This is a genomic window from Flavobacterium soyae (assembly GCF_045348165.1).
Lineage (GTDB): Bacteria > Bacteroidota > Bacteroidia > Flavobacteriales > Flavobacteriaceae > Flavobacterium > Flavobacterium soyae.
Genome location: NZ_CP150845.1, coordinates 1,782,148 through 1,808,236 on the forward strand (window position 1 = coordinate 1,782,148; position 26,089 = coordinate 1,808,236).

At 34.3% G+C, this 26,089-nt stretch carries 19 protein-coding genes and 2 tRNA genes; 15 read left to right on the forward strand and 6 right to left on the reverse strand.

The window, feature by feature from the left end; all coding sequences use genetic code 11:
• Positions 1 to 116: 116 nt before the first annotated feature.
• The gene (polA, locus tag AABD74_RS07870; RefSeq protein ID WP_406845172.1) at positions 117 to 2,969 is read right to left on the reverse strand and encodes a DNA polymerase I; all 2,853 of its coding nucleotides are present in this window, start codon (positions 2,967 to 2,969) and stop codon (positions 117 to 119) included.
• Between the two features lie 334 nt (positions 2,970 to 3,303).
• On the opposite strand from polA, the gene AABD74_RS07875 reads away from it, so the two are divergent.
• From AABD74_RS07875 to AABD74_RS07905, 7 genes are all read left to right on the forward strand, one after another.
• Positions 3,304 to 3,501 (forward strand): hypothetical protein, encoded by a 198-nt coding sequence (locus AABD74_RS07875; RefSeq protein WP_232675941.1) that lies wholly within the window; start codon positions 3,304 to 3,306, stop codon positions 3,499 to 3,501.
• A gap of 51 nt (positions 3,502 to 3,552) precedes the next feature.
• Positions 3,553 to 3,735, forward strand: a complete 183-nt coding sequence (locus AABD74_RS07880; protein ID WP_406845173.1) for a hypothetical protein — start codon at positions 3,553 to 3,555, stop codon at positions 3,733 to 3,735.
• Positions 3,736 to 3,923: 188 nt separating this feature from the next.
• Complete coding sequence (locus AABD74_RS07885; RefSeq protein WP_232675937.1) at positions 3,924 to 4,598, forward strand: response regulator transcription factor; 675 nt, start codon at positions 3,924 to 3,926, stop codon at positions 4,596 to 4,598.
• Between the two features lie 11 nt (positions 4,599 to 4,609).
• Entirely contained in the window at positions 4,610 to 5,947 is a 1,338-nt protein-coding gene (locus AABD74_RS07890) for a sensor histidine kinase (RefSeq protein ID WP_406845174.1), read from the forward strand.
• Between the two features lie 102 nt (positions 5,948 to 6,049).
• Complete coding sequence (locus AABD74_RS07895; RefSeq protein WP_406845175.1) at positions 6,050 to 6,232, forward strand: hypothetical protein; 183 nt, start codon at positions 6,050 to 6,052, stop codon at positions 6,230 to 6,232.
• Positions 6,233 to 6,405: 173 nt separating this feature from the next.
• Positions 6,406 to 7,641 carry a metallophosphoesterase gene (locus tag AABD74_RS07900; protein WP_406845176.1) on the forward strand — a complete coding sequence of 412 codons (1,236 nt, stop codon included), beginning with the start codon at positions 6,406 to 6,408 and terminating at the stop codon, positions 7,639 to 7,641.
• Positions 7,642 to 7,712: 71 nt separating this feature from the next.
• Positions 7,713 to 8,015 carry a co-chaperone YbbN gene (locus tag AABD74_RS07905; RefSeq protein ID WP_053474396.1) on the forward strand — a complete coding sequence of 101 codons (303 nt, stop codon included), beginning with the start codon at positions 7,713 to 7,715 and terminating at the stop codon, positions 8,013 to 8,015.
• Positions 8,016 to 8,048: 33 nt separating this feature from the next.
• On the opposite strand, the gene AABD74_RS07910 is transcribed toward AABD74_RS07905, so the two are convergent.
• The gene (locus tag AABD74_RS07910; protein ID WP_406845177.1) at positions 8,049 to 8,687 is read right to left on the reverse strand and encodes a polysaccharide deacetylase family protein; all 639 of its coding nucleotides are present in this window, start codon (positions 8,685 to 8,687) and stop codon (positions 8,049 to 8,051) included.
• 93 nt (positions 8,688 to 8,780) lie between these two features.
• Positions 8,781 to 12,062 carry a DUF2723 domain-containing protein gene (locus AABD74_RS07915; RefSeq protein WP_406845178.1) on the reverse strand — a complete coding sequence of 1,094 codons (3,282 nt, stop codon included), beginning with the start codon at positions 12,060 to 12,062 and terminating at the stop codon, positions 8,781 to 8,783.
• A 246-nt stretch (positions 12,063 to 12,308) separates the two neighbouring features.
• On the opposite strand from AABD74_RS07915, the gene AABD74_RS07920 reads away from it, so the two are divergent.
• Positions 12,309 to 12,379 (forward strand) — tRNA-Gln (locus AABD74_RS07920).
• Between the two features lie 147 nt (positions 12,380 to 12,526).
• On the opposite strand, the gene AABD74_RS07925 is transcribed toward AABD74_RS07920, so the two are convergent.
• Complete coding sequence (locus AABD74_RS07925; protein WP_406844377.1) at positions 12,527 to 13,864, reverse strand: IS1182 family transposase; 1,338 nt, start codon at positions 13,862 to 13,864, stop codon at positions 12,527 to 12,529.
• A gap of 175 nt (positions 13,865 to 14,039) precedes the next feature.
• Here AABD74_RS07925 and AABD74_RS07930 point away from each other — a divergent pair.
• Positions 14,040 to 14,110: transfer RNA gene (locus AABD74_RS07930), tRNA-Gln, on the forward strand.
• An 83-nt stretch (positions 14,111 to 14,193) separates the two neighbouring features.
• On the opposite strand, the gene AABD74_RS07935 is transcribed toward AABD74_RS07930, so the two are convergent.
• Entirely contained in the window at positions 14,194 to 15,018 is an 825-nt protein-coding gene (locus AABD74_RS07935; protein ID WP_406845179.1) for a universal stress protein, read from the reverse strand.
• Between the two features lie 172 nt (positions 15,019 to 15,190).
• On the opposite strand from AABD74_RS07935, the gene rimP reads away from it, so the two are divergent.
• From rimP to AABD74_RS07955, 4 genes are all read left to right on the forward strand, one after another.
• Complete coding sequence (gene rimP / locus AABD74_RS07940) at positions 15,191 to 15,655, forward strand: ribosome assembly cofactor RimP (RefSeq protein ID WP_232675915.1); 465 nt, start codon at positions 15,191 to 15,193, stop codon at positions 15,653 to 15,655.
• A gap of 13 nt (positions 15,656 to 15,668) precedes the next feature.
• Positions 15,669 to 16,919 carry a transcription termination factor NusA gene (nusA, locus tag AABD74_RS07945; protein WP_232675907.1) on the forward strand — a complete coding sequence of 417 codons (1,251 nt, stop codon included), beginning with the start codon at positions 15,669 to 15,671 and terminating at the stop codon, positions 16,917 to 16,919.
• A gap of 51 nt (positions 16,920 to 16,970) precedes the next feature.
• Complete coding sequence (gene infB, locus AABD74_RS07950; protein WP_406845180.1) at positions 16,971 to 19,841, forward strand: translation initiation factor IF-2; 2,871 nt, start codon at positions 16,971 to 16,973, stop codon at positions 19,839 to 19,841.
• Between the two features lie 259 nt (positions 19,842 to 20,100).
• Positions 20,101 to 20,892, forward strand: coding sequence for an acid phosphatase (locus AABD74_RS07955; protein WP_406845181.1), 792 nt, complete (start codon positions 20,101 to 20,103; stop codon positions 20,890 to 20,892).
• Positions 20,893 to 21,032: 140 nt separating this feature from the next.
• On the opposite strand, the gene AABD74_RS07960 is transcribed toward AABD74_RS07955, so the two are convergent.
• Positions 21,033 to 21,422, reverse strand: coding sequence for an SPOR domain-containing protein (locus AABD74_RS07960; protein WP_232675879.1), 390 nt, complete (start codon positions 21,420 to 21,422; stop codon positions 21,033 to 21,035).
• Between the two features lie 219 nt (positions 21,423 to 21,641).
• On the opposite strand from AABD74_RS07960, the gene AABD74_RS07965 reads away from it, so the two are divergent.
• Together AABD74_RS07965 and AABD74_RS07970 are read left to right on the forward strand one after the other, a co-directional pair.
• On the forward strand, positions 21,642 to 22,982 hold the full coding sequence (locus AABD74_RS07965) for a c-type cytochrome (protein ID WP_406845182.1): 1,341 nt from the start codon (positions 21,642 to 21,644) through the stop codon (positions 22,980 to 22,982).
• Between the two features lie 32 nt (positions 22,983 to 23,014).
• The gene (locus tag AABD74_RS07970) at positions 23,015 to 26,068 is read left to right on the forward strand and encodes a TAT-variant-translocated molybdopterin oxidoreductase (protein WP_406845183.1); all 3,054 of its coding nucleotides are present in this window, start codon (positions 23,015 to 23,017) and stop codon (positions 26,066 to 26,068) included.
• The last annotated feature ends 21 nt before the right edge of the window (positions 26,069 to 26,089 follow it).

Consider the following 26,089-nt stretch of genomic DNA (forward strand, 5'->3'; position numbering starts at 1 on the left):
GCAGCCTTACTACAATAAGACACAAAACTTGATCTAGCCAATGAGATTGCTTCGTTCCTCGCAAAGACAAGATTGTGCAGGTTTTTGATTCATAAATCTAAAATCTAAGATTATAATTAATGCGCTTCCAGCCAATCTTTACCCAATCCAAGTTCAACTTCTAACGGAACTGTCATTTTAAAAGCATTTTCCATTTCGTGTTTAATCATAGGCTGGATTTTTTCTAATTCATCGTTGTGTACATCAAACACAAGCTCATCATGAACCTGGAGTAGCATTTTGGATTTCCAGTTTTCGTCTTGTAATTTTTTGTGAATGTTGATCATTGCAATCTTAATTACATCGGCAGCGCTTCCCTGAATTGGTGCATTTACAGCATTTCGTTCTGCAGCGCTTCTAACAACAGCATTGGCAGAATTGATGTCTTTTAAATAACGACGGCGACCAGAAATGGTTTGTACGTATCCTTTTTCTCGGGCAAATTCAACTTGCTCCTGAATAAAAGACTTTAATCTTGGATATGTTTTATAATAAGCATCAATTAATGCAGCGCTTTCGCTTCTTGATAGAGAAGTCTGGTTACTTAATCCAAAAGCAGAAACACCATATATGATTCCGAAGTTTACCGTTTTGGCATTACTTCTTTGTTCGCGGGAAACTTCTTCTAGCGCCACATCAAAAACTTTTGCTGCGGTAGCTCTGTGAATATCTTCTCCATTTTGAAACGCCTTAATCATGTTTTCTTCACCGCTTAAAGCTGCAATAATCCGCAATTCTATTTGAGAATAATCGGCAGAAACTAAAGTGTAATTTTCATCACGCGCCACAAAAGCTTTACGAATTTGTCGGCCTCTTTCAGTACGAATTGGAATGTTTTGCAAGTTCGGATTATTAGAACTCAAACGTCCTGTTGCGGCAACAGTCTGCATATAATCGGTATGAACACGCAATGTTGTTTTATCAACTTGTTCTGGCAAAGCCAAAATATAGGTACTTTGTAACTTTACCATTTGGCGCCAGTCCAAAATTTGTTTTACAATAGGATTATCGTTTGCTAAATAAGTCAAAACTTCTTCTCCGGTTGCATATTGGCCCGTTTTGGTTTTCTTTTGCTTTGCTCCGCCAATTTTAAGTTTGTCAAATAAAATATCTCCTAATTGTTTTGGGGAGGCAAGATTAAATTTCTCGCCTGCTGTTTCGTAAATTTGTTCTTCTAAAGATTTGATTTCAACTTCCATTTCTTTAGACATTTCTTTTAAGAAATCAACATCCAGACGAATTCCTTCTGTTTCCATTGCGGCCAAAACGCTTACTAACGGAATTTCGATTTCATCAAATAACTTTTTAGTTTCGGTTTTGTCTAATTCTGTTGTAAAGATTTCTTTTAATTGTAAAGTAACATCAGCATCTTCAGCAGCATATTCTTTAATATCTTCTAAAGGAACATCGCGCATCGAAAGCTGATTTTTTCCTTTTTTACCAATTAAAGTTTCAATTGATTTTGGAGAATATTTTAAATATGTTTCGGCTAAAATATCCATATTATGACGCATATCCGGATTAATCAGATAATGCGCAATCATCGTGTCAAAAAGTTTTCCTTTTACTGTAACACCATAATTAGAAAGAATTTTTAAATCGTATTTTAAATTCTGTCCAATTTTTTCGATGTTTTCATTTTCAAAAAACGGAACAAACTTGTCTACTAAAACTTTTGCTTCTTCCTGATTTTCCGGAAACGGAACATAAAAAGCTTTTCCTTTTTCGTAAGAGAAAGACATACCCACAAGTTCTGCATGCAGGGCATCGATTCCAGTTGTTTCAGTATCAAAACAAACCGAAGTCTGCTTTTGTAAATTTTGTAAAAGCAATTTAATTCCTAAATCGCCCTGTACGGTTTGATAAGAATGTTCAGTATTTTCTAAAGTATTATAAAACGAATTTCTTGCAGCTTCGGCACTTTCATCAAGAGTAGTTCCACCTCCGCCAAAAAGATCAAATTGGTCTTCGTTCTTTGGCTGTGGCTTTTTGTATAATTTAGCTTCGGCAGCCGGATTATTGTTTGCTAATTCATTTCCGCCGCCAACTTTAAACAAGTTGTCAAACTGCTCAGCCATTCTTCTAAATTCCAATTCCTGAAAAATAGCATCTGTTTTTTCAATATCAGGGCGAGAAAGCTCATAGTCATCTTCATTAAAAATAACATCACAGTCGCAGATAATCGTTGCCAGTTTTTTAGACAAAAGACCTTTGTCTTTATTGGCTTCGATATTCTCCTTCATTTTTCCTTTTAGTAAATGAGTGTTTTCTAAAAGATTCTCCATTGTACCAAATTCTTTCAGGAACTTCTTAGCGGTCACTTCACCAACTCCCGGTAATCCTGGAATATTATCTACAGCGTCGCCCATCATTCCAAGAAAATCAATTACTTGGACTGGTCTTTCGATTTCGAATTTTGCCAAAACTTCAGGAATTCCCCAAATTTCGATTCCATTACCCATACGGGCAGGTTTGTACATGAAAATATTTTCAGAAACCAATTGCGCAAAATCCTTATCCGGTGTTACCATAAAAACCTTATAATTTTGTTTTTCGGCTTGTTTGGCAATGGTTCCAATTAAATCATCGGCTTCACAGCCTTCGACTTCAATTATCGGAATATGCATTGCTCTTAACAATTCCTGAATATACGGAACAGCAATTTTAATTGCCTCAGGCGTTGCGTCACGATTAGCTTTATATTCTACGAACATTTCTGTTCTTACATGACTTCCGCCTTTGTCAAAAGCAACGGCCAAATGATCTGGTTTTTCTCTTTTAATAACATCCAAAAGTGAGTTCATGAAACCCATAATTGCAGATGTGTCCATTCCTTTTGAGTTGATTCTCGGGTTTTTTATAAAAGCATAATAACCGCGAAAAATTAATGCATAAGCATCTAGAAGAAAAAGGCGTTTTTGAGTTGACATATAAAAAATATTAGTCTGTAAAAATAAACAATTGAGTCCTCAAAAATTAGACTAAGAAGATTTTTTTTCCACCATAGATTTTTTCCACCATATAAGTTATATAAGTTCATTTTAGTAGAGGCGCACTGCAGTGCGTCTCCGCATTTTAATACATAACGATTAGTTGTGTCCTATGTATTAAATGAACTTATATAACTTATATGGTTCAAAAACTAGCAAAGCGTTAATGTCAAGTTAATTTTTTTTATACAGGGATTTCTTCATTTTGTCTTCATGTTATGGGGGTAATTTTGATCTGTAAAATAAAAGGTAATTAATTTAAATTTTAGAAATCATGAGAAATTTATTGATGTTATTAGTAGCAGTTTTAGGAACAGGTGCAATGGTTCATGCGTTTCCTGCAAAAGATGGCAAAACAGTTTCTGCAAAAGAAGTTAAAGCAACAAAACACCCAAAAAGCAAAACGGATAAAAAAACAAAATCAGTAAAAAGTGAAGCTCCAAAAGCAGAAGCAGTAAAAGTGACAAAATAAGAAAAAAAATAATTTAGAATAAAAGGTTGGTTAATTTAAAAATTTAAAATCATGAAAAAAATAATTTTATTAGCAGTGGCAGTTTTAGGAACAACTGTAATGGTAAATGCTCAAACAACTCCAGCTCAGGCAGCGCCTGCAAAAGAGGTTAAAGCAACAAAACACCATCATAAAGGAAACAAAAAGGCAAAAGCTGAAGCTCCAAAAGACGAAGCTGCAACCGTGAAAAAATAAGAATTACTCTCGTTTTGTTTTCGAAGTATTGTAACGGAGGCAAAACAGGAATAATGATTATGATGAATGCGATTGAAGAAAGCTGATGAAGAAATTTGTCGGCTTTTTTTATTCGTTAATTTTTTAATAACACGTAACTGGATTTTTGATAATTGATTTAATTTTAGTTGCGTTTAAACGCCCTATTTATGAATGTTTTGATTGTTGAAGATAATAAAGAACTTGCTGTAGAGGTTTACGACTTTCTGTGCAGCACAGGTTATATTTGTAAAATTGCAAATAACTGCGCCGATGCTCTTGAAGAGTTTGCCAGTAATGATTATGATGCTATGCTGCTTGATTTGGGATTGCCTGATGGAGATGGTTTTGAAGTTTTACAGACTATTCGAAAAACAAAATCAAAAATTGCGGTAATTGTGCTAACGGCCCGCGGAGAATTAGATGACAGGATTAACGGGCTTCATCTAGGTGCGGATGATTATTTGACGAAGCCTTTTGCATTGACAGAATTGGCTGCGAGATTATTTGCTGTAATTCGCAGGATTCATGGTTTTACTTTAAACAATTTAAGTATTCACGGATTTTTACTGCAGCTTCAGGATTATAAAGTGAGTTTTGATGAAGTGCCTTTAAGTTTAACTAAAAAAGAATTTGATATTTTTCAATATTTAGTCTTGAATAAAAACAGGGTAATTACGAGATTACAATTAACAGAACATATTTGGGGCGATATTCTGGAGGTAAACTCCGATTCTAATTTTATAGACGTACACGTTCGTAACCTTCGAAAAAAATTAGACAAACATACTTCGATTGATTGGTTTGAAACCGTTCGAAATGTGGGTTACCGTATTAATGAATAAATAGATTTTTTGTGAAGATAAAACATCAATTGGCCATATTTAATGCACTAACAAGATTGTTGGTGATTTTGGTTTTATGGCTCATGCTTCCTATTTTGGTTGAAAATGTGGTTTACAGACACATTAATAACGGATTAATCGAAAAGAAAAAGAAATTTATCGATCATTTAAATCAGCAGGAAATTAATGATTTTATCGAAAATGCAGATGATTCGACTGAAACCTATTCGCAGTTTTCTACACTTCACAGCGAATTTTTGGTTCTTTCCAGAGTTCCCATAAAGACACATCAAAAGCGAACAACTTTTAGTAATGAATATCGAATTATTGAAGGTGAAGAAAATGAATACCGAATTCTGCAGCATCACTTTAGTTATCAAAATGAAGATTACCAACTCGAAATAGGGAGCAGTTTAAGCGAAGTAAAAGACTTAACGTTTATTATCAAATTGTTTATCATAATCGTTTTAGTTATTATTCTTTTGGTCACTTTTTTGGCAGATACTTTTTATATCGAATATTTATTGAAACCGTTTTATAAAATTATTGATACTAAAATAAGGCGGGTCAACGAACCAGAGGTTTTTGATCATACTCCGATAAAAGCAAAATCAAGAGATTTTAGAGAATTAGATTTGGTTTTAAACCAAATGATGAATCGTATTGCAGAGCTTTTTAAAAAAGAAAAACAGTTTATTTCTAATGTTTCTCACGAACTTTTGACCCCGATTGCTTTATTGAAAAACAAACTGGAGAATTTACTGCAAAATGATTCTTTAGATGATAATGCGGTGGATAAAATCGCGGGTTCATTGAAAACGCTTGATATGCTGAAAAAAATCATCAATAATTTACTGCTGATTTCACGGATTGAAAACAATCAATATGAAGCCAGCGAAAATATCAGTTTTCAGGAAATTATAAAGGATCTTCAGGAAGATCTTCAGGATCGTATTGACGATAAAGGCATTGAGTTCGTTAATAAAATGGAATATGATTTTGCTTTTAAGGGAAACAAAACCTTAATTCATATTTTGATCTATAATTTAGTTACAAATGCCATAAAGTATAATAAGCAGGACGGAAGTATTATTGTTTCTGATGGCTTTTTGCAAAATCAATATATTATTTCAATTACAGATTTTGGCATTGGTTTAAACGAATCGCAAATTGAAAATATCTTCAACCGATTTGCCAGAGTAAGTTCTGATCAGGAAGGGCAGGGGTTAGGTCTTGCAATTGCTAAGAGTATAGCTGTTTTTCATCATATTGAGATTAAAGTTACCTCTATTATAAACGAAGGAACAACTTTTACTTTATTGTTTCCGGAAATGCAAAAACACAATTAAAAGTTAATTTTTTCTGATTGGTTCAATCTTCATTTTGTCTTCATTTACTGATTCTATCTTTGAGGTATAAATAAAGAAATAGTAATCACAAAATCTATAATCATGAAAAAAATAGTTTTATTAGCAGCAGCAGTTTTAGGAACAACTGTAATGGTAAATGCTCAGACAACTCCAGTAAAAGAGACTCCGGCTAAAGAAGCAAAAACGGCTAAAAAAGATAAAAAAGCCGATAAAAAAACTAAAAAAGCAGAAGCTAAGCCAGAGGCAGCAAAAGCACAAAAATAACACAATATAAGTTTATTAAATGAACTTTGTTGTAGACTAAAGGTTTTAAATAATTTGGCTGTAAAAGCTGATAGAGAAATCTATCGGCTTTTGCTATTATTTGAGTTAAATTTTTGATAATAAAAAGCGATTAAATTTTCATTCTTTGTTACTTTGCTTAAAACTGTAAATAAATGATCCTTCGTTTTGTAATTCTATGTGCTCTCTTTCTGTTTATTGAGTTCTATTCGTATCAAGCCTTTCGTACTTTAATCAAATTAAGATGGGTTTTGATCAGCTATCAAATTATAAGTGTACTGCTTTTAGTTTTCATTATATATTCCTTTACGCAATTTGACCGTTCTGTTGGGCAGACCAGACAAACCATGTTTACTATGGGATTAATGTTATTGGTTTATGTTCCCAAAATTTTGCTTACGCTGATAATGTTTGGAGAAGATATTTTTAGGATTGGGACCAGTATATTAAATTACTGCATGTACAATACGCCTCGAAAAGAAATGATGCCGGACAGACGAAAATTTGTCAGCCAGTTAGCTTTAGGTTTAGCAGCGGTTCCATTTTTGTCTTTGATTTATGGGATTTTTGAGGGAAAATATAATTTTAAAGTATTTAAGCAGACTATATTCTTTCCGGATCTTCCAGATGAATTTGATGGTTTTAAAATAACCCAGATTTCAGATGTACACAGCGGAAGTTTTGATAATCCTGATAAAATTAAATATGCAGTTGATTTGATTAATGAACAGGAATCAGACATAATTTTGTTTACCGGAGATATTGTAAATACGCATGCCAAAGAAATGCACCCGTGGCTGGAAACTTTTAGCAGAATTAAAGATTACAAGTACGGAAAATATGCTGTTTTAGGAAATCATGATTACGGAGAGTATGTGACCTGGCCATCTGAAAAAGAAAAAGATGAAAACTTCGCAGAAATCAAGAATCTTTATGGTAAAATAGGATTTAATCTTTTATTAAACGAAAATAAATATATTCAAAAAGGAGCTGATAAAATTGCTTTGGTTGGGGTTGAAAACTGGGGAAAGAATTTTAAAAAGGCAGGAGATCTTAATAAGGCTTCAGAAAATCTTCACCATGATGATTTTAAGGTGTTGATGAGCCATGATCCAAGTCATTGGGAATATGAAATTAAAAAACACCCTAAAAACTTTCATTTAACGTTATCAGGACATACACACGGAATGCAGTTTGGAATTGAAATTCCGGGATATTTTAAATGGAGTCTGGCGCAATACATTTATAAACAATGGGCCGGGCTTTATGAAGAAGCAGGAAGATATGTTTATGTAAACCGCGGATTTGGTTTTCATGCTTATCCGGGACGAGTTGGAATTATGCCTGAAATCACGGTGATTGAACTAAAAAAAGGTAAGAATGTGGCTTAATTCGTTAAAAATGCTACATTTGTATTAATTATATCTTTTTAATAGATTAAAAGAATTAAATTTTTGGTTTTATGTCAAAATTTGGAGAACTAATAAATGCTCAGGTTCCAGTGCTAATTGACTTCTACACAGATTGGAACGAATCATCAGTATTGATGCATCCGGTAATAAAGGATGTTGCGGCTGCGCTTGGAGATAAAGCGAAGGTAATTAAAATTGATGTCGATAAAAATCAGGAACTGGCCGAAGCATTACGAATTAAAGGACTTCCGACTTTAATGATTTATAAAGAAGGGCAAATGATCTGGAGACAATCCGGAGAACTTGACGCTAACACACTTATCGGGATTGTTCAGGATCAATTCGACGTATAAAAAACTTCAGAAATAAGATATTGTTCTGATTTTCTAATGAATAATATCAAACTTATATCCATTCTCTTTTAAAAAATGCAGCGTTTTTGGTAAGGCAAATTTTAAATTTGGCGACGCTTTTATGCTGTCATGAAATACAATTACACTTCCTGATTTTACATTTTTAGTAACATTTTCAAGGCATTTTTCAGGAGTTATACTTTGGTCGAAATCGGCGCTTAAAACATCCCACATAATTATTTTATAGCCTAGTTTTCGTAAAATCTTAGATTGTGCTTTTTTAATTTTCCCATAAGGAGGGCGAAATATTAAATTGTTTGGTTTTATTTCTTCTTCTAAAATCTTGGCGCAGTTATTTACATTTTCGATATAATCGTTTGTGTGAATTTTCCAGCCATTTACATGATTCATAGTGTGATTTCCAATAGAATGCCCATCTCGGATTAGTCTTTCAAATAAAGATAAATTTGCTTTAATGTTTTTTCCAATACAAAAGAAAGTCGCTTTTGCATCAAACTTTTTTAGTTCAGATAAAACCCAGTCTGTAATCTCTGGGGTTGGGCCGTCATCAAACGTTAAGTATATTTTCTTTTCGTTGTTTGGAATATCCCAACAATATTTAGAAAACACCTTTTTAATAAATGAATTAGTTTTTACCCAATAAAAGCTCATTTTGATTTTATTTACATACGTAAAAATAAAAAATGCAGCGCTTTTTATCAAGAAGCACTGCATTTTTTTAATCAATATATTTTTCGTATATTATTATTCTTTTTCACGTCCAAAACGTTCAAAAACATTTACATAAGTATTAAATACTGTTTTATGTTTTTCGTAGAAAGCTTTGTCTTTGTTTTCTCTCATAACATGAAGTAAACTTCTGTAACGTTCAATGTCAGTAATAATATCCATTGCCAAATCTGTCTGGTCAGAAGGAGGCAGCGTACCATAATAATTTAGGTTTTCTTTGTATTTATTAACCAGTTTATCTAATAAATCATGTGCTTTAGCTGTTTCTCCCACTTTATAATATCCGCCGGCAAATGGTTCAACTAAAGAATAATAACCAAATTTATCCAATGGCAGTTTTGTCATTGCTAAATTGATCACGTTTTTAGCTTTGTCGATTTTACCTTCGGCAATAAGTTCGTCCATTAAACGAGATAAATTGGTACGGTACGTAATACTGTTTCTTCTGGTTTCAGGATCGTGATAGATTTTTTCGCTTTCGCTGTTACCCCAATCCCATTTCATCACGATATCATACATTTTATCGGCATCAATCTGTCCCATATCCATTGGTCCGCCATCCTTAGAAGGTACGTTTCTAACAGGGACTAATTTATAAACCATTCCGTCTAATTGCAGATAATCTTTTAACCATAAATAATCTTCATCGTCAAAAGCTCCTCCGCTAAAATAAATTGGACGTTTCCAGTTGTTATTAGCCAGGATATCGAGCATCATTAACCTGTTTTTATAAAGTGCACTTCCTTTAATGTCAATATCCATGTAAGGAACAATTGAATCATTATATTTAGGGTTTACAACCTTATTTTTAAGAATGATGTTTTTGTCAACGCTGACTCTGATTTTGTTTGTTGGATAAAAATGAATCGTTTGTCCGTTTTGTAAACCTACAGTTGACTTTGGATTTTTAATAAAATCAAGGAAATCTTTGATGTTCCAGCGTGTTTCTATCTTCGGTATATGAGCTACATAATCTAAGTTATCCCCAACATATTGATCGTGTGTAAATGATATCGGTAAGGGATTAGATTCATATGATTTTGCCTTCATTTGGTCAATATACCAATCCGTCATAAAAAGACTTGTATTTACGATCTTAACATCGGTTCTAAAATGCTCGATTTCCTGCGCATACCAAAGCGGGAATGTATCGTTGTCTCCAATGGTAAACAAAATAGCATCTTTGTCACACGAACTCAAATAAGCTTTTGCCATTGCAACTGCAGTGTATCTGTTTGATCTGTCATGATCATCCCAGTTTTGAGAAGCCATTAAAACTGGCGCTGCCAATAAACTTCCTGCAATAATAATTGGCCCGGCAATTTTTGGGGCAATATATTTCTGAATACTTTCGTATAAAGAATAAACCCCGAAGCCAATCCAGATTGCAAAGACATAGAAAGATCCAACTAGTGCATAATCTCTTTCACGAGGTTCAAAAGGTCTTTCGTTCAAATAGATTTTTAATGCGATTCCGGTAAATAAAAATAGTGCCAGAAGAACATAAAAGCTTTTAAGATCTTTATTAGCATGATACATTATTCCGATTAAGCCTAAAATGAAAGGAATGAAATAATAAACATTACGCCCTTTGTTGTTTAAAACATCAGCGGGTAATTTGTCCTGAGAACCTAAATGAACAGAGTCAAGAGCTTTGATTCCGCTAATCCAGTTTCCATCTAAATTGTCGTATTTTCCCTGAACATCACTTTGACGTCCAACAAAATTCCACATTAAATATCTCCAATACATATATCCAAATTGATATTCGAACATAAAACTGAAATTATCTACAGTAGAAGGTTTTTCTATAATTAAATAATCTTTATAGCTATTTAGGAACTTAACATAGCCTTCATTGTCAATTTGTTTTTGGGCATAGGCGTTTCTAAATTCACCAATTGTTTTTTCAACCTCATTACGAAGCTGCCCTATTGCCTTATTATATTCTTCTTCTGTTAATTGGCTTGGATCAATTCCGTATTTACCTAAATCATCCTCATAATTATAGTTTGGATTGATTCGAAATTTAGGAGGATTTGTAAAATTGATATAGTTTTGAATGTGTCCGGTTTCTGTACTCCACATTCTTGGCAGAACCGTTTTTTGATTATCGTCGCTGTTTTGTTCTGCGTTTTTATAATTGTTGGTAATAATATATTTACCCGTTTTATAATCTCTTTCGTAGTTAGGTTTTTTGTCTAAATATGGAACATTAGCGTCAAGACCGGAAAAAACTTCAGTATACTGCGGGCCATAAAATAATGGGTTTACACCGTATTGCTCACGATTATAATAGGCTAAAACCTCGGCAGCATCAGATGGTTTGTTTTCGTTGATTACTGTATTGGCATTTGCACGAACAGGTAACATGATCCAGGTAGAAAAACCAATTAATATAAATAAGATACAAAGGATAATGGTGTTATAAAAAATCAATCCTTTTTGTCTGGTAAATTTTAATCCAAAATAGAAGAAAGCAATTAAAAGTAAAACCACGAAAATAGTTCCGGAATTAAAAGGAAGTCCTAAACTGTTTACCATAAAAATTTCGGTTTTACCAAAGAATGCCATCGTTAAAGGCAGAAGTAATTTGAATATAAACAACAAAATTCCTATTACAGCCACATTGGCAATAAGAAAGTTTTTAATTGTAACTTTTTCGTAATGTTTAAAGTAGTAAAGAAATCCAATTGACGGAATCGTTAATAACGCCATAAAGTGAACTCCAAATGAAAGACCAATAACCAAAGAGATGATTAATAACCATTTGTTTCCTTTTGGTTTGTCCATATCTTGTTCCCAGCGTAATCCAAGCCAAAAAAGTAATGCTATTAGCAAGGAAGCCATTGCATAAACTTCTGCTTCGACAGCATTAAACCAAAAACTGTCAGAGAAAGTATAGGCTAGTGCTCCTACAAAAGAACTTCCTAAAATTACAATAGAATTATTTTGATTAATTTCGGTAAAACGTGCTATGATTTTCTTTAAAATCATAGACGAAGACCAAAACATGAATAAAATTGTAAATGCGCTAGAAAAAACAGACATCATATTTACCATTAAGGCCACATGCTGAGCATCTGTTGCAAACATGGCAAAGAATGCGCCCATCATTTGGAATAAAGGTGCTCCCGGGGGGTGGCCAACTTCTAGTTTAGCTGCTGTGGCAATATATTCGCCGCAATCCCAAAAGCTCATTGTAGGTTCGACAGTTAATGTGTAGGTAATTAAAGCGATTGCAAATGCAAACCAACCAATAATAGTATTCCATTTATTGAAATTGAATTGTGCCATATTTAGGAGTTAAAATTTTGTGTGTTTTTCTAGTCTACAAAGAAAATGTTTTTTTGCGTAAAGAAACGAGCATTAACAAAAAATTCTATAAAACTATCTGTAAAGATTAATGTGTTGTGTATAAGGTGCTTTGAAGAAAGTACGCGGCTTTAAAATGAAAAAAAATGAAAAAAAGCATTTTTTTTGACTAAAAAGTTTGTGCAAACTAAATAAAACCTTAAATTTGCACTCGCTTAACAGCATTGCTGGTCTATGGTGTAATGGTAACACAACTGTTTTTGGTGCAGTCTTTCTAGGTTCGAGTCCTAGTAGACCAACATTAAAAGAGGCTGTCTCAAAAGGACAGCTTCTTTTTTTTGGTAAAAACAAGATTGTCCACTAAAAACATTAATTCAGGTTTTTCGGATTCCACTTTCAAGATAATTTTTTATTTCTTGCTGATTTTAGGTAAAAACGAGCTGTTTTTATCCTGTAAAGGCCATTTTTTGTAAATTATGGGCAATAGAAATCAATCCGATTTCTACCTCGGCCTTGTTTTGTCCTCGAAGCATAAATCGTTTAAATCCTTTATTGTGCTTGATCTGGGCAAATACGGGTTCTACATCATGACACCTTTGCTTTCTGAGCTGTTCTCCCCGTTTTGTTTTAAGTAAATCAAATGCCTTTTGCCTTATTTGAGCCAATTCAGGATTGTTTTGCGAGGCGGTCACCTGTTTGGTTTTGCAGTCTCTGTCAAAATAATTGTACTTAACAAAGGCTTTTATTTTTCTGGCTTTTAACAAGTTGTAGTTTTCCTGCGAACCATAGCCAGCATCGGCAACTAACTCTTTGGGAACTTTTTTGTATGATTTTTCAAAACTATCAATATGCGGGCTAAGCGTTTTTGTGTCAGTAGGATTCGGATGCAGGCTGTAGTGCAGAATGAACTGCTTATTGGTACTGATCTGCAGATTGTAAGCCGGTTTTAACTGGCCGTTTAGCATATGGTCCTCTTTCATGCGCATAAAAGTGGCATCGGTATCGGTCTTGGAGAACGAGTTTCTGTTTTGAAGAATTTCTTCTTGCTGTTTGTACTTTTCAAGGTTCTTTGGCCAGTTCTTTTTGGCATAATTGAGCTTCTGGCGTACTTTCGAAGGAACTTTTTTCTCTTTCAAAACTGCATTGATCGTGTTGATTGCAGCTTCTACTTTTTCTTTATCAATAGCCCTAAAATCAACAGATTCTGTATTTTTGAGTTCTTCTTTGGCTACACTCTGTGCATAATTCCAAAGTTCTTCCAGCTGTTGTTCAATACGTTCTTTACTCTTTTTAATAGCCTTCCCCCATACAAAAGTGTAGCGGTTGGCATTGGCTTCAATCTTTGTGCCGTCAACAAAGGCAGTCTTAAGATTTACGATGCCTTCCCTTTCTAGCAAAAGAACAATTTGGGTAAAAATTTCTTTGATTTGCCCATTTAACCGTTGGCTTCTAAAGCGATTAATAGTATTGTGGTCGGGTTGGCTCATCCCACTAAGCCACATAAAATTGATGTTTTCTTTAAGGGCTTGTTCAAACTTGCGGCTAGAATAAATATTGCATAAATAGCCGTAAACCAAAACTTTTAGAAGCATTTTTGGATGGTAACTTGATGTGCCACCAGGCTTGTATCTATGGATTAGACTTTTTAGATCAAGACCATCAACGATATTGGAAACTATTCTTACAGGGTGCTTAATGTCAATCAGCTCCGATAAATTCGGAGGAAAAAGCACATTTTGGTTGGGAATGTAATCTTTAAAGACTACTTTTGAAGCTACACACACACCGCAATTTAATCAAATTGCAAGAATTAGGAAAGCGAAAGCTTTCCTTTTTTTATGCCACAAAAAAAGCTGCCTCACTTTTGAGACAGCCTCTTTTTTTTATGCAAAAAAGTTGACTTAAAAATTTGCATAAGTTAAATAAAGGTTTAATTTTGCACCCGCTTAACAGCATTGCTGGTCTATGGTGTAATGGTAACACAACTGTTTTTGGTGCAGTCTTTCTAGGTTCGAGTCCTAGTAGACCAACATAAAAGCCTCTCAATCGAGAGGCTTTTTTTTATGGAATAAATTAAAAAAAACAAGTATTATTTCTTCATTAGGATTTTGGTTTAAATTTTAAGGGTAATAACGGGTTTTACCGCGTGATTTACTAATCCTTCACTTATGCTTCCATTAAAGAAGTGTGCAAAACCAGTTCTTCCGTGAGTACACATTCCAATAACATCGGCATTTATACTGTTAGAGAAATTGATAATTCCTTTTTCAATATTGGTGTCATTGTAAATATGTGTATCGTAATTTGTAAGATTGAAATGATTGGTAAAATTATTAATTGCTTTTTCGATTACATGTGTAGGTTTAAAGCTGTTTGGTGTGCAGATTGTAACCAGATGAATTTTTGCATCAAATGATTTTGAAAAGTTTAAAAGTTTTTCAAATGGTTTTTTAGTTTCTTCTGTAAAATCAGAGGCGAAAACAATATTCTGGACGTTAAAATCTGAAATGTCTTTTTTGATAACTAAAACAGGAATTTCAGAATTTCTTACGACTTTTTCAGTATTTGAACCAATTAGTAATTCTTCAACTCCGGCAGAGCCGTGTGAACCCATAATGATTAAATCAATGTTATAATCTTTGCCTACTTGTGTGATGCCGTGAATTGGCCTGTCCATTTTTACAATTTCTGTAACCTGAATCCCATCCAGGAAAGAACTTTGTGAGATTGTGTCAAGAGTTTCGTTTGCTTTTTGCATAAAAAGCATGGTTTCGGGAATGCCTACACCTCCAAATATTGCATCATTGGTTTGATGCGGGAATTCGAGCATATGTAAAATAATGATTTCAGAATCGTTTTTTTTGGCGATTTGAGCTGCAATTTTTAAGGCGTGTTCTGCATGTTCTGAAAAATCAGTAGGTACTAAAATTCGTTTCATAATTTTCGGGTTAAATTATTTGAATAATATGTTTTGAATGCTTCTATAAAGATAAGAAATATTTTTAGAGCAATCTATTTATTTGATTTATAAAAAAATCACTATATTTGCACCGTTATTTATTAAAATCTAAATAATGAGGGGACTAAATGTCCCCTCTTTTTATAAAATTATGACATTTAAGGAAAAAGTAAACGAATTAATTACAGAAGCTCTTCTGGAAAAGCCATCAATCTTTTTGATTGATCTTGCGGTTTCAGATTCTTTTAAAATTAGTGTTGGTTTAGACGGAGATAATGGAGTTGCACTTCAGGATTGTATCGATATTAGTCGTGCAATCGAGAATAATCTGGATCGTGAAGAACAGGATTTTTCGCTTGAAGTAGCATCAGTTGGAGTTGGTTCTCCTTTGAAATTGATAAGACAATACAAAAAAAATATTGGTAGAACGTTGATTGTTACTACAAATAATGAAAAAATTGAAGCAGAATTGATAGAAGCTAACGATGTTTTTATAATTTTGTCTTGGGAGGCAAGAGAACCGAAAAAAGTAGGAAAAGGAAAGGAAACAGTTCAAAAAGAACAACAGATACCTTATACAGAAATTAAAGAGGCAGTTGTTACAGTAACATTTTAATTAAAGAATTCGCATGGAAAATTTAGCATTAATCGATTCATTCTCAGAGTTTAAAGATAATAAACTTATTGATCGTGTAACGCTTATGGCAATTTTAGAGGACGTGTTTAGAAATGCATTGAAGAAAAAATACGGTTCTGATGATAATTTCGATATCATTATAAATCCTGATAAAGGAGATATGGAGATTTGGAGAAGAAGAGTTATCGTTGCTGACGAAGATTTGGATTTTGAAAACGAAGAAATTACTTTGACTGAGGCTAGAATGATCGAGGCGGATTTTGAAATTGGTGAAGAGGTTTCTGAAGAGGTTAAATTGATTGATTTAGGAAGAAGAGCTATTTTGGCTTTGCGTCAAAACTTAATATCTAAAATTCACGAACACGATAATACAAATCTTTACAAGCAGTTTAAAGATATTATTGGAGATATTTATACTGCCGAAGTACACCACGTGCGTCCAAGAGTTGTTATTTTAGTTGACGATGAAGGAAACGAAATTGTACTTCCAAAAGAAAAACAAATTCCATCTGACTTTTTCCGTAAAGGAGATAATGTTCGTGGAATCATTGAAAGCGTTGAGTTAAAAGGAAATAAACCACAAATTATTATGTCCAGAACTTCTGAGAAGTTTTTGGAAAAATTATTTGAACAAGAAATTCCTGAAGTATTTGACGGTTTAATTACAGTTAAAAATGTAGTTCGTATTCCGGGAGAAAAAGCAAAAGTTGCTGTAGATTCTTATGATGACAGAATTGATCCTGTTGGAGCGTGTGTTGGTATGAAAGGATCCCGTATTCATGGTATCGTTCGCGAATTAGGAAACGAAAATATCGATGTAATCAACTATACAAACAATATTCAATTGTTTATTACAAGAGCATTGAGCCCTGCAAAAGTTTCTTCAATCAAAATTGATGAAGAAAACAAAAGAGCAGAAGTTTTCTTGAAATTAGAAGAAGTTTCTAAAGCAATTGGTAGAGGAGGTCATAATATTAAATTAGCAGGTCAGCTAACGGGTTATGAGTTAGATGTAATCAGAGAAGGTGATACTGCAAATGGCGAAGACGATGACGATGTTGAATTAACAGAGTTTTCAGATGAAATCGAAGACTGGGTTATCGAAGAATTCGCAAAAATTGGTTTAGATACAGCTAGAAGTATCTTAAAACAAGAAGTAGAAGATTTAGTAAGAAGAACAGACTTAGAAGAGGAAACAATTCTTGATGTTATGAAAATACTAAAAGAAGAGTTTGATAGCTAGTTATCCTAAACTCTAACAACACAACGAAAAAGGTAATAATAAAAAGGTTATATGTCTGAAGAGAGAGTAATAAGAATAAACAAGGTTTTAAGGGAATTAAATATCTCGTTAGAAAGAGCTGTTGATTATCTAAAAGATAAGGGAATTGCTATTGATGCAAATCCAAATGCTAAAATTTCTGACAGTGAATTTAATATCCTGCAAAGCCAATTTGCGGGCGATAAGGGGAATAAGGAAGCTTCTAAAGAAGTAGGAGAAGAGAAAAGAAAAGAAAAAGAAGCATTGCGTGTTGAACGTGAGAAAGAAATCGAGGACAAACGCAGACAAGACGAAGAACGTCAGAAACAACAAGAAATCATTAAAGCGAGAGCTGTTGTAACCGGACCTGTTCAAGTTGGTAAAATTGATTTAAATCCAAAAAAACCTGCAGTTTCTCCAGAAGAACCAGTTAAAGCTGAAGAGCCTAAAGCTGTTGCTCCATCTCAAACAGAAAAGCCTGTTCAAAAAGAAGCTACACCATCTGAGCCTGCAGCTCCTGTAGTATCTGAAGAGAAAAAGGTGGAAAAACCAATTATTATAGAGAAAAAAGAAGTAAAAGCTGAGAATTCTAAAACAGCTCAGGAGCCAATTGTTTCAACTGATCCTGCAACTGCTGAAGAAACGATCACTACCCAATATCAAAAATTATCAGGAACTACTCTTACTGGGCAGACAATTGACTTATCTCAATTTAACAAGCCTAAGAAAAAGAAGGAAGAACCGAAAATTACTCCAAATAAACCTGGAGTTCCGGGAGCAGGAAACAATAATAACGCTAATAAAAATAAGCGTAAAAGAATCGCTCCTAAACCTGGTACGCCGGGTGCGCCAAAACCTGCGACAGGAAATGCGCCGGGAACACCAAATCCTAATAAAATTACTCCAAATACAGGAGGCGGAGGCTTTAATGCTAACAGAAGTGCAAGACCAGGTTTTGTAAAAGGAAACCGTCCGGCAATTGTTGCAAAAGTTGAACCTACTGAGGAAGAGGTAAAAAACCAAATTAGAGAAACTCTTGAAAAACTTCAGGGTAAAGGAGGTAAATCTAAAGCTGCTAAATACAGAAGAGATAAGAGAGAAACACACCGTCAGAAATCTGATGACGAGCAAAGAGCTCTTGACGAAGGAAGTAAAACAATTAAAGTTACAGAATTCGTTACAGTTGGTGAAATTGCAATCATGATGGATGTGCCGATTACTAAAGTAATTGGAACTTGTATGTCTCTTGGAATCATGGTAACGATGAATCAGCGTTTAGATGCTGAAACATTAACTATTGTTGCTGATGAATTTGGTTACGAAGTTGAGTTTATTACTGTTGATATCGAAGAAGCAATCGAGGTTGTTGAAGATAAAGAAGAAGATTTAGTAACCAGAGCGCCTATCGTTACTGTAATGGGTCACGTCGATCACGGTAAAACATCTTTACTGGATTATATCCGTAAAGAAAATGTTATTGCTGGTGAGTCTGGAGGTATTACGCAACACATTGGGGCTTACGGAGTAACTCTTGATAATGGTCAAAAAATTGCATTCTTAGATACACCAGGTCACGAGGCGTTTACCGCGATGCGTGCACGTGGAGCTCAGGTTACCGATATTGCTATTATTGTAGTAGCGGCGGATGATGATATCATGCCGCAAACAAAAGAAGCTATTTCTCATGCACAAGCTGCGGGAGTGCCAATTATATTTGCAATCAATAAAATTGATAAACCAAATGCTAATGTTGAGAAAATCAAAGAGCGTCTGGCTAGTATGAATTTACTTGTTGAAGATTGGGGTGGAAAAATTCAGTCACATGATATTTCTGCAAAAGTTGGAACAGGAGTAAAAGAATTATTAGAAAAAGTTTTATTAGAAGCTGAAATTTTAGATTTAAAATCTAATCCAAATAAAGCGGCTCAAGGAACAGTTGTTGAAGCTTTCTTAGATAAAGGAAAAGGATATGTATCAACAATTTTAGTTCAGCACGGAACTCTTAAAGTTGGAGACTACATGCTGGCAGGAAAACATCATGGAAAAGTTAAGGCGATGCATGATGAAAGAGGACATATTGTTTTAGAAGCTGGTCCTTCGACTCCGGTATCTGTTTTAGGTTTAGATGGAGCTGCAACAGCGGGTGATAAGTTTAATGTATTTGAAGACGAAAAAGAAGCAAAACAAATTGCATCTAAACGTTCTCAATTAATGCGTGAACAATCTGTACGTACGCAGCGTCATATTACACTTGACGAAATTGGACGTCGTATCGCTCTTGGTCAGTTTAAGGAATTGAACGTAATACTTAAAGGAGACGTTGATGGATCTGTTGAAGCATTGTCAGATTCGTTCTCTAAACTTTCTACTGAAGAAATTCAAATTAATATTATACATAAAGGAGTTGGTGCAATTACAGAAACAGACGTTATGCTGGCTTCTGCATCAGACGCGATTATTATTGGATTTAATGTTCGTCCTGCCGGAAATGCAAGACAGCTTGCCGATAAAGAGGAAATCGATATCCGTTACTATTCTATCATCTACGCAGCAATCGATGACTTGAAAGATGCGATGGAAGGAATGTTAGCTCCTGAAATGAAAGAAGAAGTTTTAGGAACTGCTGAAATCCGTGAGATTTTCAAAATTTCTAAAGTAGGTTCAATCGCTGGTTGTATGGTGACAGATGGTAAAATCTTAAGAACTTCTAAAATTAGAGTTATTAGAGATGGAGTTGTAGTTCATACAGGTGACTTGGTTGCTTTAAAACGATTCAAAGATGATGTTAAGGAAGTAAGTAAAGGTTACGATTGTGGTATCCAAATTAAAGGATTTAATGATATCGAAATGAATGATGTTATTGAAGCTTACCATGAAGTAGCCATTAAAAAGAAATTGAAATAATTTAGTATATTTTAATCTGTAAAAAATCCCGAGCAATCGGGATTTTTTTGTTTAGTATATTTTGGAATTTGATAATAAAATATGTTGCATCTTATAATATGAAACATAATATTGAAAAACAGGAGTGTTGTGATTCCTGAATTATTTATTTCTTTGTTTTAAGGTTTTAGATATTAATAGGTTTGTTGATGTTTAGGTTTGATTGTAATTAAAATTAAGAGAAAACAGGTATATGTAGAAGTTTAGATGAATGTTGGATATGGGATTAAAAATAATTCATATTATTAGTAAGCTTGTTCGTAAAAGTTTTAAGCGTAATAATGTTATTTCTAAATTTACGACCGTTGAACAGCTAAGGGCAATTATGCCTGGTTTGTTGTATGGATATTTATCTGAAGAAGAAATGCCGAATAGTTTGGAGCTGCTGTCGCCGCCGCCGGAGATTGCCTCTCGAGCTTATGAAATTGATTTAGAATATGCAAAAAAGGCAGTTGAATCTAATGATAAGGTTCGTTTTTTGAAAGCTGCCAGCGATGCAGATCTGTCATTCCCTATTGCGGCTAAATGTTTTGGGGCTGTTTTGGAAATTGAGATTGATGAGCAAAATACGCCTAAACTTTATACACTTATGCGCAGGGTAATGACAGATGCCGGGTTGTCAACGTATGCAGCAAAGAATTATTATAATCGTGTACGTCCATTTGTTGTTAATAGTTCAAAAACCTGTACACCGGATCAGGAAGAAATATTGAGAAAAGTTGGTTCATTCCCATCTGGTCATGCAGCTGTTGGCTGTGCCTGGTCGTTGATTTTAATTGAAATTTTTCCACATAATAAAGAGGCAATACTAAAACGAGGATATGATTTTGGAGAAAGCCGTGTTGTTTGTAATGCACATTGGCATAGTGATGTAGAGATGGGGAGAATTATGGGAAAAGCAACTGTTGAATGTCTTTTTGCCAACCAGAGTTTTCGGGAAGATTTAGTGGGGGTGAAAGAAGAAATGTTTGAAGTGCTGGCTGCAGTTAGAAATAAGAAGGACGTTAATTAAAATTGATAAAAATTAAGTTAAAAATATTTCCAGAAATAATTTGGTAGTGTAATAGTGCTGCCTTATATAGAGTTGTATTAAAACAATAAAGGTAACTCAGTTAGAGTTACCTTTATTTGTTATTTAAGTGTTTGTAATTTTTACTTTCCTGGTTTAAGTAAAAATACACTTTTGTACTTTTTTCTGATGTCAGCTAAATTTCGTTCTGCTTCTATTCTTGATTTAAAATTCCCTACAATAACCTTGTAATTTGGAGTGTTAAAAATTATGGTGCCATCAATATTTGTGTATTCTCTTTTAAAGTCAGACAAGGTCTTTTTTGCGTCTTCACTTTTACCGCTAAAAATTTGAATTCGATAAGAATCGTTTGTACTTATTGATGTGTTAAATTTACGTTTGTCGTTCAGTAATTGTTCAAACTTTGGGTCTTGATTTAGTGTTAAATTTTGGCTTTGAGCATGAATATTATATGCCAATGTCAGCATTGTGAATGTTAAGAAAACGTTTTTTGAAGAGGTTAAAATTCTCATAATGTGATGGTTTTTATGCAAAAATACTATTTAAAGTTTGTATGCGAAATTTTAATATTATTTAGAATTGATATAAATTGATATTTAAGACTATTTTAAGGTTTTGAGAATAGTTCATAAGTCGTATTTTTGTGCAAGTTTTAAAAGAAGGTATTAGTTTTTGTCTGATTTATTACAGAAAAAATCATACCAAAAATTAGTAGATAATTATTATACTATATGAAAAAGGTGGGTAACCATAATTCGATCTCAAGAAAATTATTACTTAGTTTGTCGCTAACGTTGATTTTCTCCCTAACTTCATTTGCTCAAGATCCTGCTGCTGCTCCTGCGGCGACTGAAGCTGCTGCGGCTCCTGCTGCGGCATCTGCTGGTGGTGATCCGGTAAAAGGGAAAGAACTTTTTAATGCAAATTGCGCTGCATGTCACAAATTAGATGCTAAATCAACTGGTCCTGCTTTAAGAGGTGTTGCTTCTAAGCACGATATGGCATGGATTTACAAGTGGGTACACAACAGTTCTGATATGATTAAATCAGGAGATCCTGTTGCTGTTAAGCTTTTTGAGGAAAACAACAAGTCAGTAATGACTTCTTTTCCACAGTTATCTGAAGGTGATATTGATAATATTATCGCTTATACTTCTGAAGTAAAAGCTGAGCCGGCTGCAGCTGCAGGCGGTGCAGCTACTCCTCCGGGAACTAATGTTGAGGGAGGTGGAATTTCTAATAATATTATTTTAGGAGCTCTTGCTTTAGTGATGGCTATTTTGGTTGTTATGTTGTTTATGGTGAACAAAGTATTAACTAAAGTTGCTAGTAATAATGGAATTGAAGTGGCTCCAAAAGAGGGCAGAATTCCAATTTGGAAAGCGTTTGCTAAAAACCAATTTTTAGTATTAGTTACTTCTATATTTTTGCTTTTAGCTAGTGGTTATTTTGTATATGGATACTTGATGCAGGTTGGTGTTGATCAAAATTATGAACCAATTCAGCCAATTCACTATTCGCATAAAATTCACGCAGGAGATAACGAGATCAATTGTAAATATTGTCACTCAGCTGCACGTGTAAGTAAAACTGCTGGTATTCCTTCTTTAAATGTTTGTATGAACTGTCATAAAAATATTTCTGAAGTTGCAGAAACAACTGCTACTGCTGAGTACAGCAAAGCATTTTATGATGCTCAGATTCAAAAATTATACGATGCTGTTGGATGGGATAAAACTAAACAAGTTTATACCGGAAAAACACAGCCTGTAAAATGGGTTCGTATTCACAATCTTCCTGATTTTGTTTATTTCAACCACTCACAACACGTTTCTGTTGCTGGAGTTGAATGTCAAACTTGTCACGGTCCAGTGCAGGAATTTGAAATCATGAAGCAATACTCTAAATTAACAATGGGATGGTGTATTGACTGCCATAGAAAAACTGATGTTAAGATGGAAGGAAATGCATATTATGATAAAATTCATGCTGAACTTTCTAAAAAATACGGTGTAGAGAAATTAACTGCAGCGCAAATGGGAGGTTTAGAATGCGGTAAATGCCACTATTAATCGAATTATTAAGATTTTAATATTTATATACAATGTCATCAAACAAAAAATACTGGAAAAGTGTTGAAGAACTAGAAAATAGTTCTATTGTTGAGGCGCTTAGAAATAACGAATTTGTTGAAGAAATTCCTACAGATGAATTCTTAGGAAATGCAGATGCTTTAGCTTCATCTGGGACTTCACGTCGTGACTTTTTAAAGTACGTAGGATTTAGTACTGCGGCAGTTACACTTGCTGCTTGTGAAGGTCCTGTGCACAAGTCTATCCCTTATGTATTACAACCAGAGCAAATCATTCCTGGGGTTGCAGATTATTATGCAACTACTGTTTTTGATGGTTTTGATTTTGCTAACCTTTTGGTAAAAACTCGTGAGGGTCGTCCAATTAAAATTGAAAACAATACTATCTCCGGAGCTAAGTTTTCAGCCAATGCAAGAATTCATGCGTCTATCTTAGGATTATATGACAGCATGCGTTTGAAAGCACCTAAATTGGATGGAAAAGCTAGCAGCTGGTCAGCTGTTGATTTAAAAATTAAATCAAGTTTGGCTGATGCAAAAGCAAAAGGAGGTCAAGTAGTATTATTAACTAATACTTTAGCAAGTCCATCTACTGAGAAATTAATAGGTGAGTTTATTGCTAAAAACCCAAATGCAAAACATGTTGTTTATGATGCGGTTTCTTCTTCTGATGCATTAGATGCATTCGAAACTGTATATGGAGAGAGAGCTTTGGTTGATTATGACTTTTCAAAAGCTTCATTAATTGTATCTGTTGGTGCTGATTTCTTAGGAGACTGGCAAGGTGGCGGATATGATGCTGGATATGCAAAAGGACGTATTCCTCAAAACGGAAAAATGTCTCGTCACTTTCAGTTCGAATCAAATATGACATTATCTGGAGCTGCTGCTGATAAGCGTGTACCTATGAGTACAGCTGATCAAAAACAAGCTTTAGTTCAAATTTATAATATCGTTGTTGGTGCTTCTGTTCCGGTTGCTTTAGATGCTAAATTTAAAGCAGAAGTTGTAAAAGCAGCACAGCAATTAAAAGCTTCTGGTACAAAAGGAATTTTGGTATCAGGAATCGAAGATAAAAATGCACAATTATTAGTTTTAGCTATCAATCAGGCATTGGCTAGTGAAGCTTTTAGTACTGCAGGAACCAGACAAATTAGAAAAGGTTCTAATGCTGTTGTGTCACAATTATTAAAAGATATGAATGCAGGAAGTGTTCATACTTTAATTATGAGTGGCGTTAATCCTGCTTATACTTTAGCTGATTCTGCTTCTTTTGTTTCTGGATTGAAAAAAGTTAAAACATCAGTTGCTTTTTCTTTAAAAGAAGATGAAACTGCTGCTATAACTACAATTGCTGCTCCAGCGCCTCATTATTTAGAGTCTTGGGGTGATGTGGTAATAACAAAAGGAACTTACAGTTTAACTCAGCCTACAATTCGTCCAATCTTTGATACAAAACAATTTCAAGATGTTTTATTGTCATTGAACGGAACACCGGGTAATTTCTATGATTATTTAAAGGTTAATTCTGGAGCAATCATTGCTGGTTCTTCTTGGAATAAAGTTTTACATGATGGTGTTTTTGTAATTGGTTCTACTGCTTTAGCTGGTGGTTCGTTTGATTTCGCTGGTGCTGCAAGTGCACTTACAAAATCAAAATCTACGGGAGACTTTGAATTGGTATTGTATACTAAAACAGGAATGGGTGATGGACAACATGCAAACAACCCTTGGCTGCAAGAGTTTCCGGATCCTATTACAAGAGTTTCTTGGGATAACTATGTTACAGTTTCAAATGCAGATGCTAAAAAATTAGGGTTATCAAATGAAATTGTTGCTAACGGAGGTTTAAATGGTAGTTATGCTACTATTACCACAGCTGATGGTTCTAAATTAGAAAACGTTCCGGTAATTGTTCAGCCAGGTCAAGCTGTTGGAACAGTTGGTTTAGCTGTAGGTTACGGTCGTAAAGCGGCTTTAAAAGAAGAAATGCAAGTAGGTTTAAATGCTTACGCTTTATATAAAAATTTCAATAGTGTTCAATCTGTTTCTATTGCTAAAGCAAATGGAGAGCATGAGTTTGCTTGTGTTCAAGGGCAGAAAACATTAATGGGTAGAGGAGATATCATTAAAGAGACTACTCTGGACGTATTTAATAAAGAAAATGCTGAACATTGGAACCCACAACCAATGGTATCTTTAGATCACCAGGAAGTTAAAGCAACTACTGTTGATTTATGGGAATCATTTGATCGTACTACTGGTCATCATTTTAATCTTTCGATTGACTTAAATGCTTGTACAGGATGTGGAGCATGTGTTATTGCTTGTCACGCTGAAAACAACGTACCAGTTGTTGGTAAAGCAGAGGTAAGAAGAAGCCGAGATATGCACTGGCTGCGTATTGACAGATACTATTCTTCTGAAAGTACTTTTGAAGGTGATAACGAAAGAAAAGAAAAAATTGCTGGTTTATCTAGTTCATTATCTACATTTAATGAAATGGAAAAAGCTGGAGAAAATCCACAAGTAGCATTCCAGCCAGTAATGTGTCAACATTGTAACCACGCACCTTGTGAAACAGTTTGTCCGGTTGCAGCTACTTCTCACGGTCGTCAAGGCCAAAACCACATGGCATACAACAGATGTGTTGGTACTCGTTACTGTGCTAACAACTGTCCATATAAAGTTCGTCGTTTCAACTGGTTCTTGTATAACAAAAACAGTGAATTCGATTATCACATGAATGATGATTTAGGTCGTATGGTATTAAACCCAGACGTAAACGTACGTTCTCGCGGAGTTATGGAAAAATGTTCTATGTGTATTCAAATGACACAAGCTACTATATTAAATGCGAAAAAAGAAGGGCGTCCAATTGTTGATGGAGAATTCCAAACAGCTTGTTCAAGTGCTTGTTCTTCTGGAGCAATGATATTTGGTGATGTTAATGATGCTGAAAGTAAAGTGGCTAAATTAGCTGCTGATGATAGATCATATCACTTGTTAGAGCATGTAGGAACAAAACCTAATGTGGTTTACCATGTTAAAGTTAGAAACACTTAGAAAAATTATTAATTAAGAAAC

Bases quoted from the DNA above. Each gene is read 5' to 3' on its own strand.
- polA (WP_406845172.1), bottom strand. From the start codon at position 2,969: ATGTCAACTCAAAAACGCCTTTTTCTTCTAGATGCTTATGCATTAATT.
- AABD74_RS07875 (WP_232675941.1), top strand. From the start codon at position 3,304: ATGAGAAATTTATTGATGTTATTAGTAGCAGTTTTAGGAACAGGTGCA.
- AABD74_RS07880 (WP_406845173.1), top strand. From the start codon at position 3,553: ATGAAAAAAATAATTTTATTAGCAGTGGCAGTTTTAGGAACAACTGTA.
- AABD74_RS07885 (WP_232675937.1), top strand. From the start codon at position 3,924: ATGAATGTTTTGATTGTTGAAGATAATAAAGAACTTGCTGTAGAGGTT.
- AABD74_RS07895 (WP_406845175.1), top strand. From the start codon at position 6,050: ATGAAAAAAATAGTTTTATTAGCAGCAGCAGTTTTAGGAACAACTGTA.
- AABD74_RS07900 (WP_406845176.1), top strand. From the start codon at position 6,406: ATGATCCTTCGTTTTGTAATTCTATGTGCTCTCTTTCTGTTTATTGAG.
- AABD74_RS07905 (WP_053474396.1), top strand. From the start codon at position 7,713: ATGTCAAAATTTGGAGAACTAATAAATGCTCAGGTTCCAGTGCTAATT.
- AABD74_RS07910 (WP_406845177.1), bottom strand. From the start codon at position 8,687: ATGAGCTTTTATTGGGTAAAAACTAATTCATTTATTAAAAAGGTGTTT.
- AABD74_RS07915 (WP_406845178.1), bottom strand. From the start codon at position 12,062: ATGGCACAATTCAATTTCAATAAATGGAATACTATTATTGGTTGGTTT.
- AABD74_RS07935 (WP_406845179.1), bottom strand. From the start codon at position 15,018: ATGAAACGAATTTTAGTACCTACTGATTTTTCAGAACATGCAGAACAC.
- rimP (WP_232675915.1), top strand. From the start codon at position 15,191: ATGACATTTAAGGAAAAAGTAAACGAATTAATTACAGAAGCTCTTCTG.
- nusA (WP_232675907.1), top strand. From the start codon at position 15,669: ATGGAAAATTTAGCATTAATCGATTCATTCTCAGAGTTTAAAGATAAT.
- infB (WP_406845180.1), top strand. From the start codon at position 16,971: ATGTCTGAAGAGAGAGTAATAAGAATAAACAAGGTTTTAAGGGAATTA.
- AABD74_RS07955 (WP_406845181.1), top strand. From the start codon at position 20,101: ATGGGATTAAAAATAATTCATATTATTAGTAAGCTTGTTCGTAAAAGT.
- AABD74_RS07960 (WP_232675879.1), bottom strand. From the start codon at position 21,422: ATGAGAATTTTAACCTCTTCAAAAAACGTTTTCTTAACATTCACAATG.
- AABD74_RS07965 (WP_406845182.1), top strand. From the start codon at position 21,642: ATGAAAAAGGTGGGTAACCATAATTCGATCTCAAGAAAATTATTACTT.
- AABD74_RS07970 (WP_406845183.1), top strand. From the start codon at position 23,015: ATGTCATCAAACAAAAAATACTGGAAAAGTGTTGAAGAACTAGAAAAT.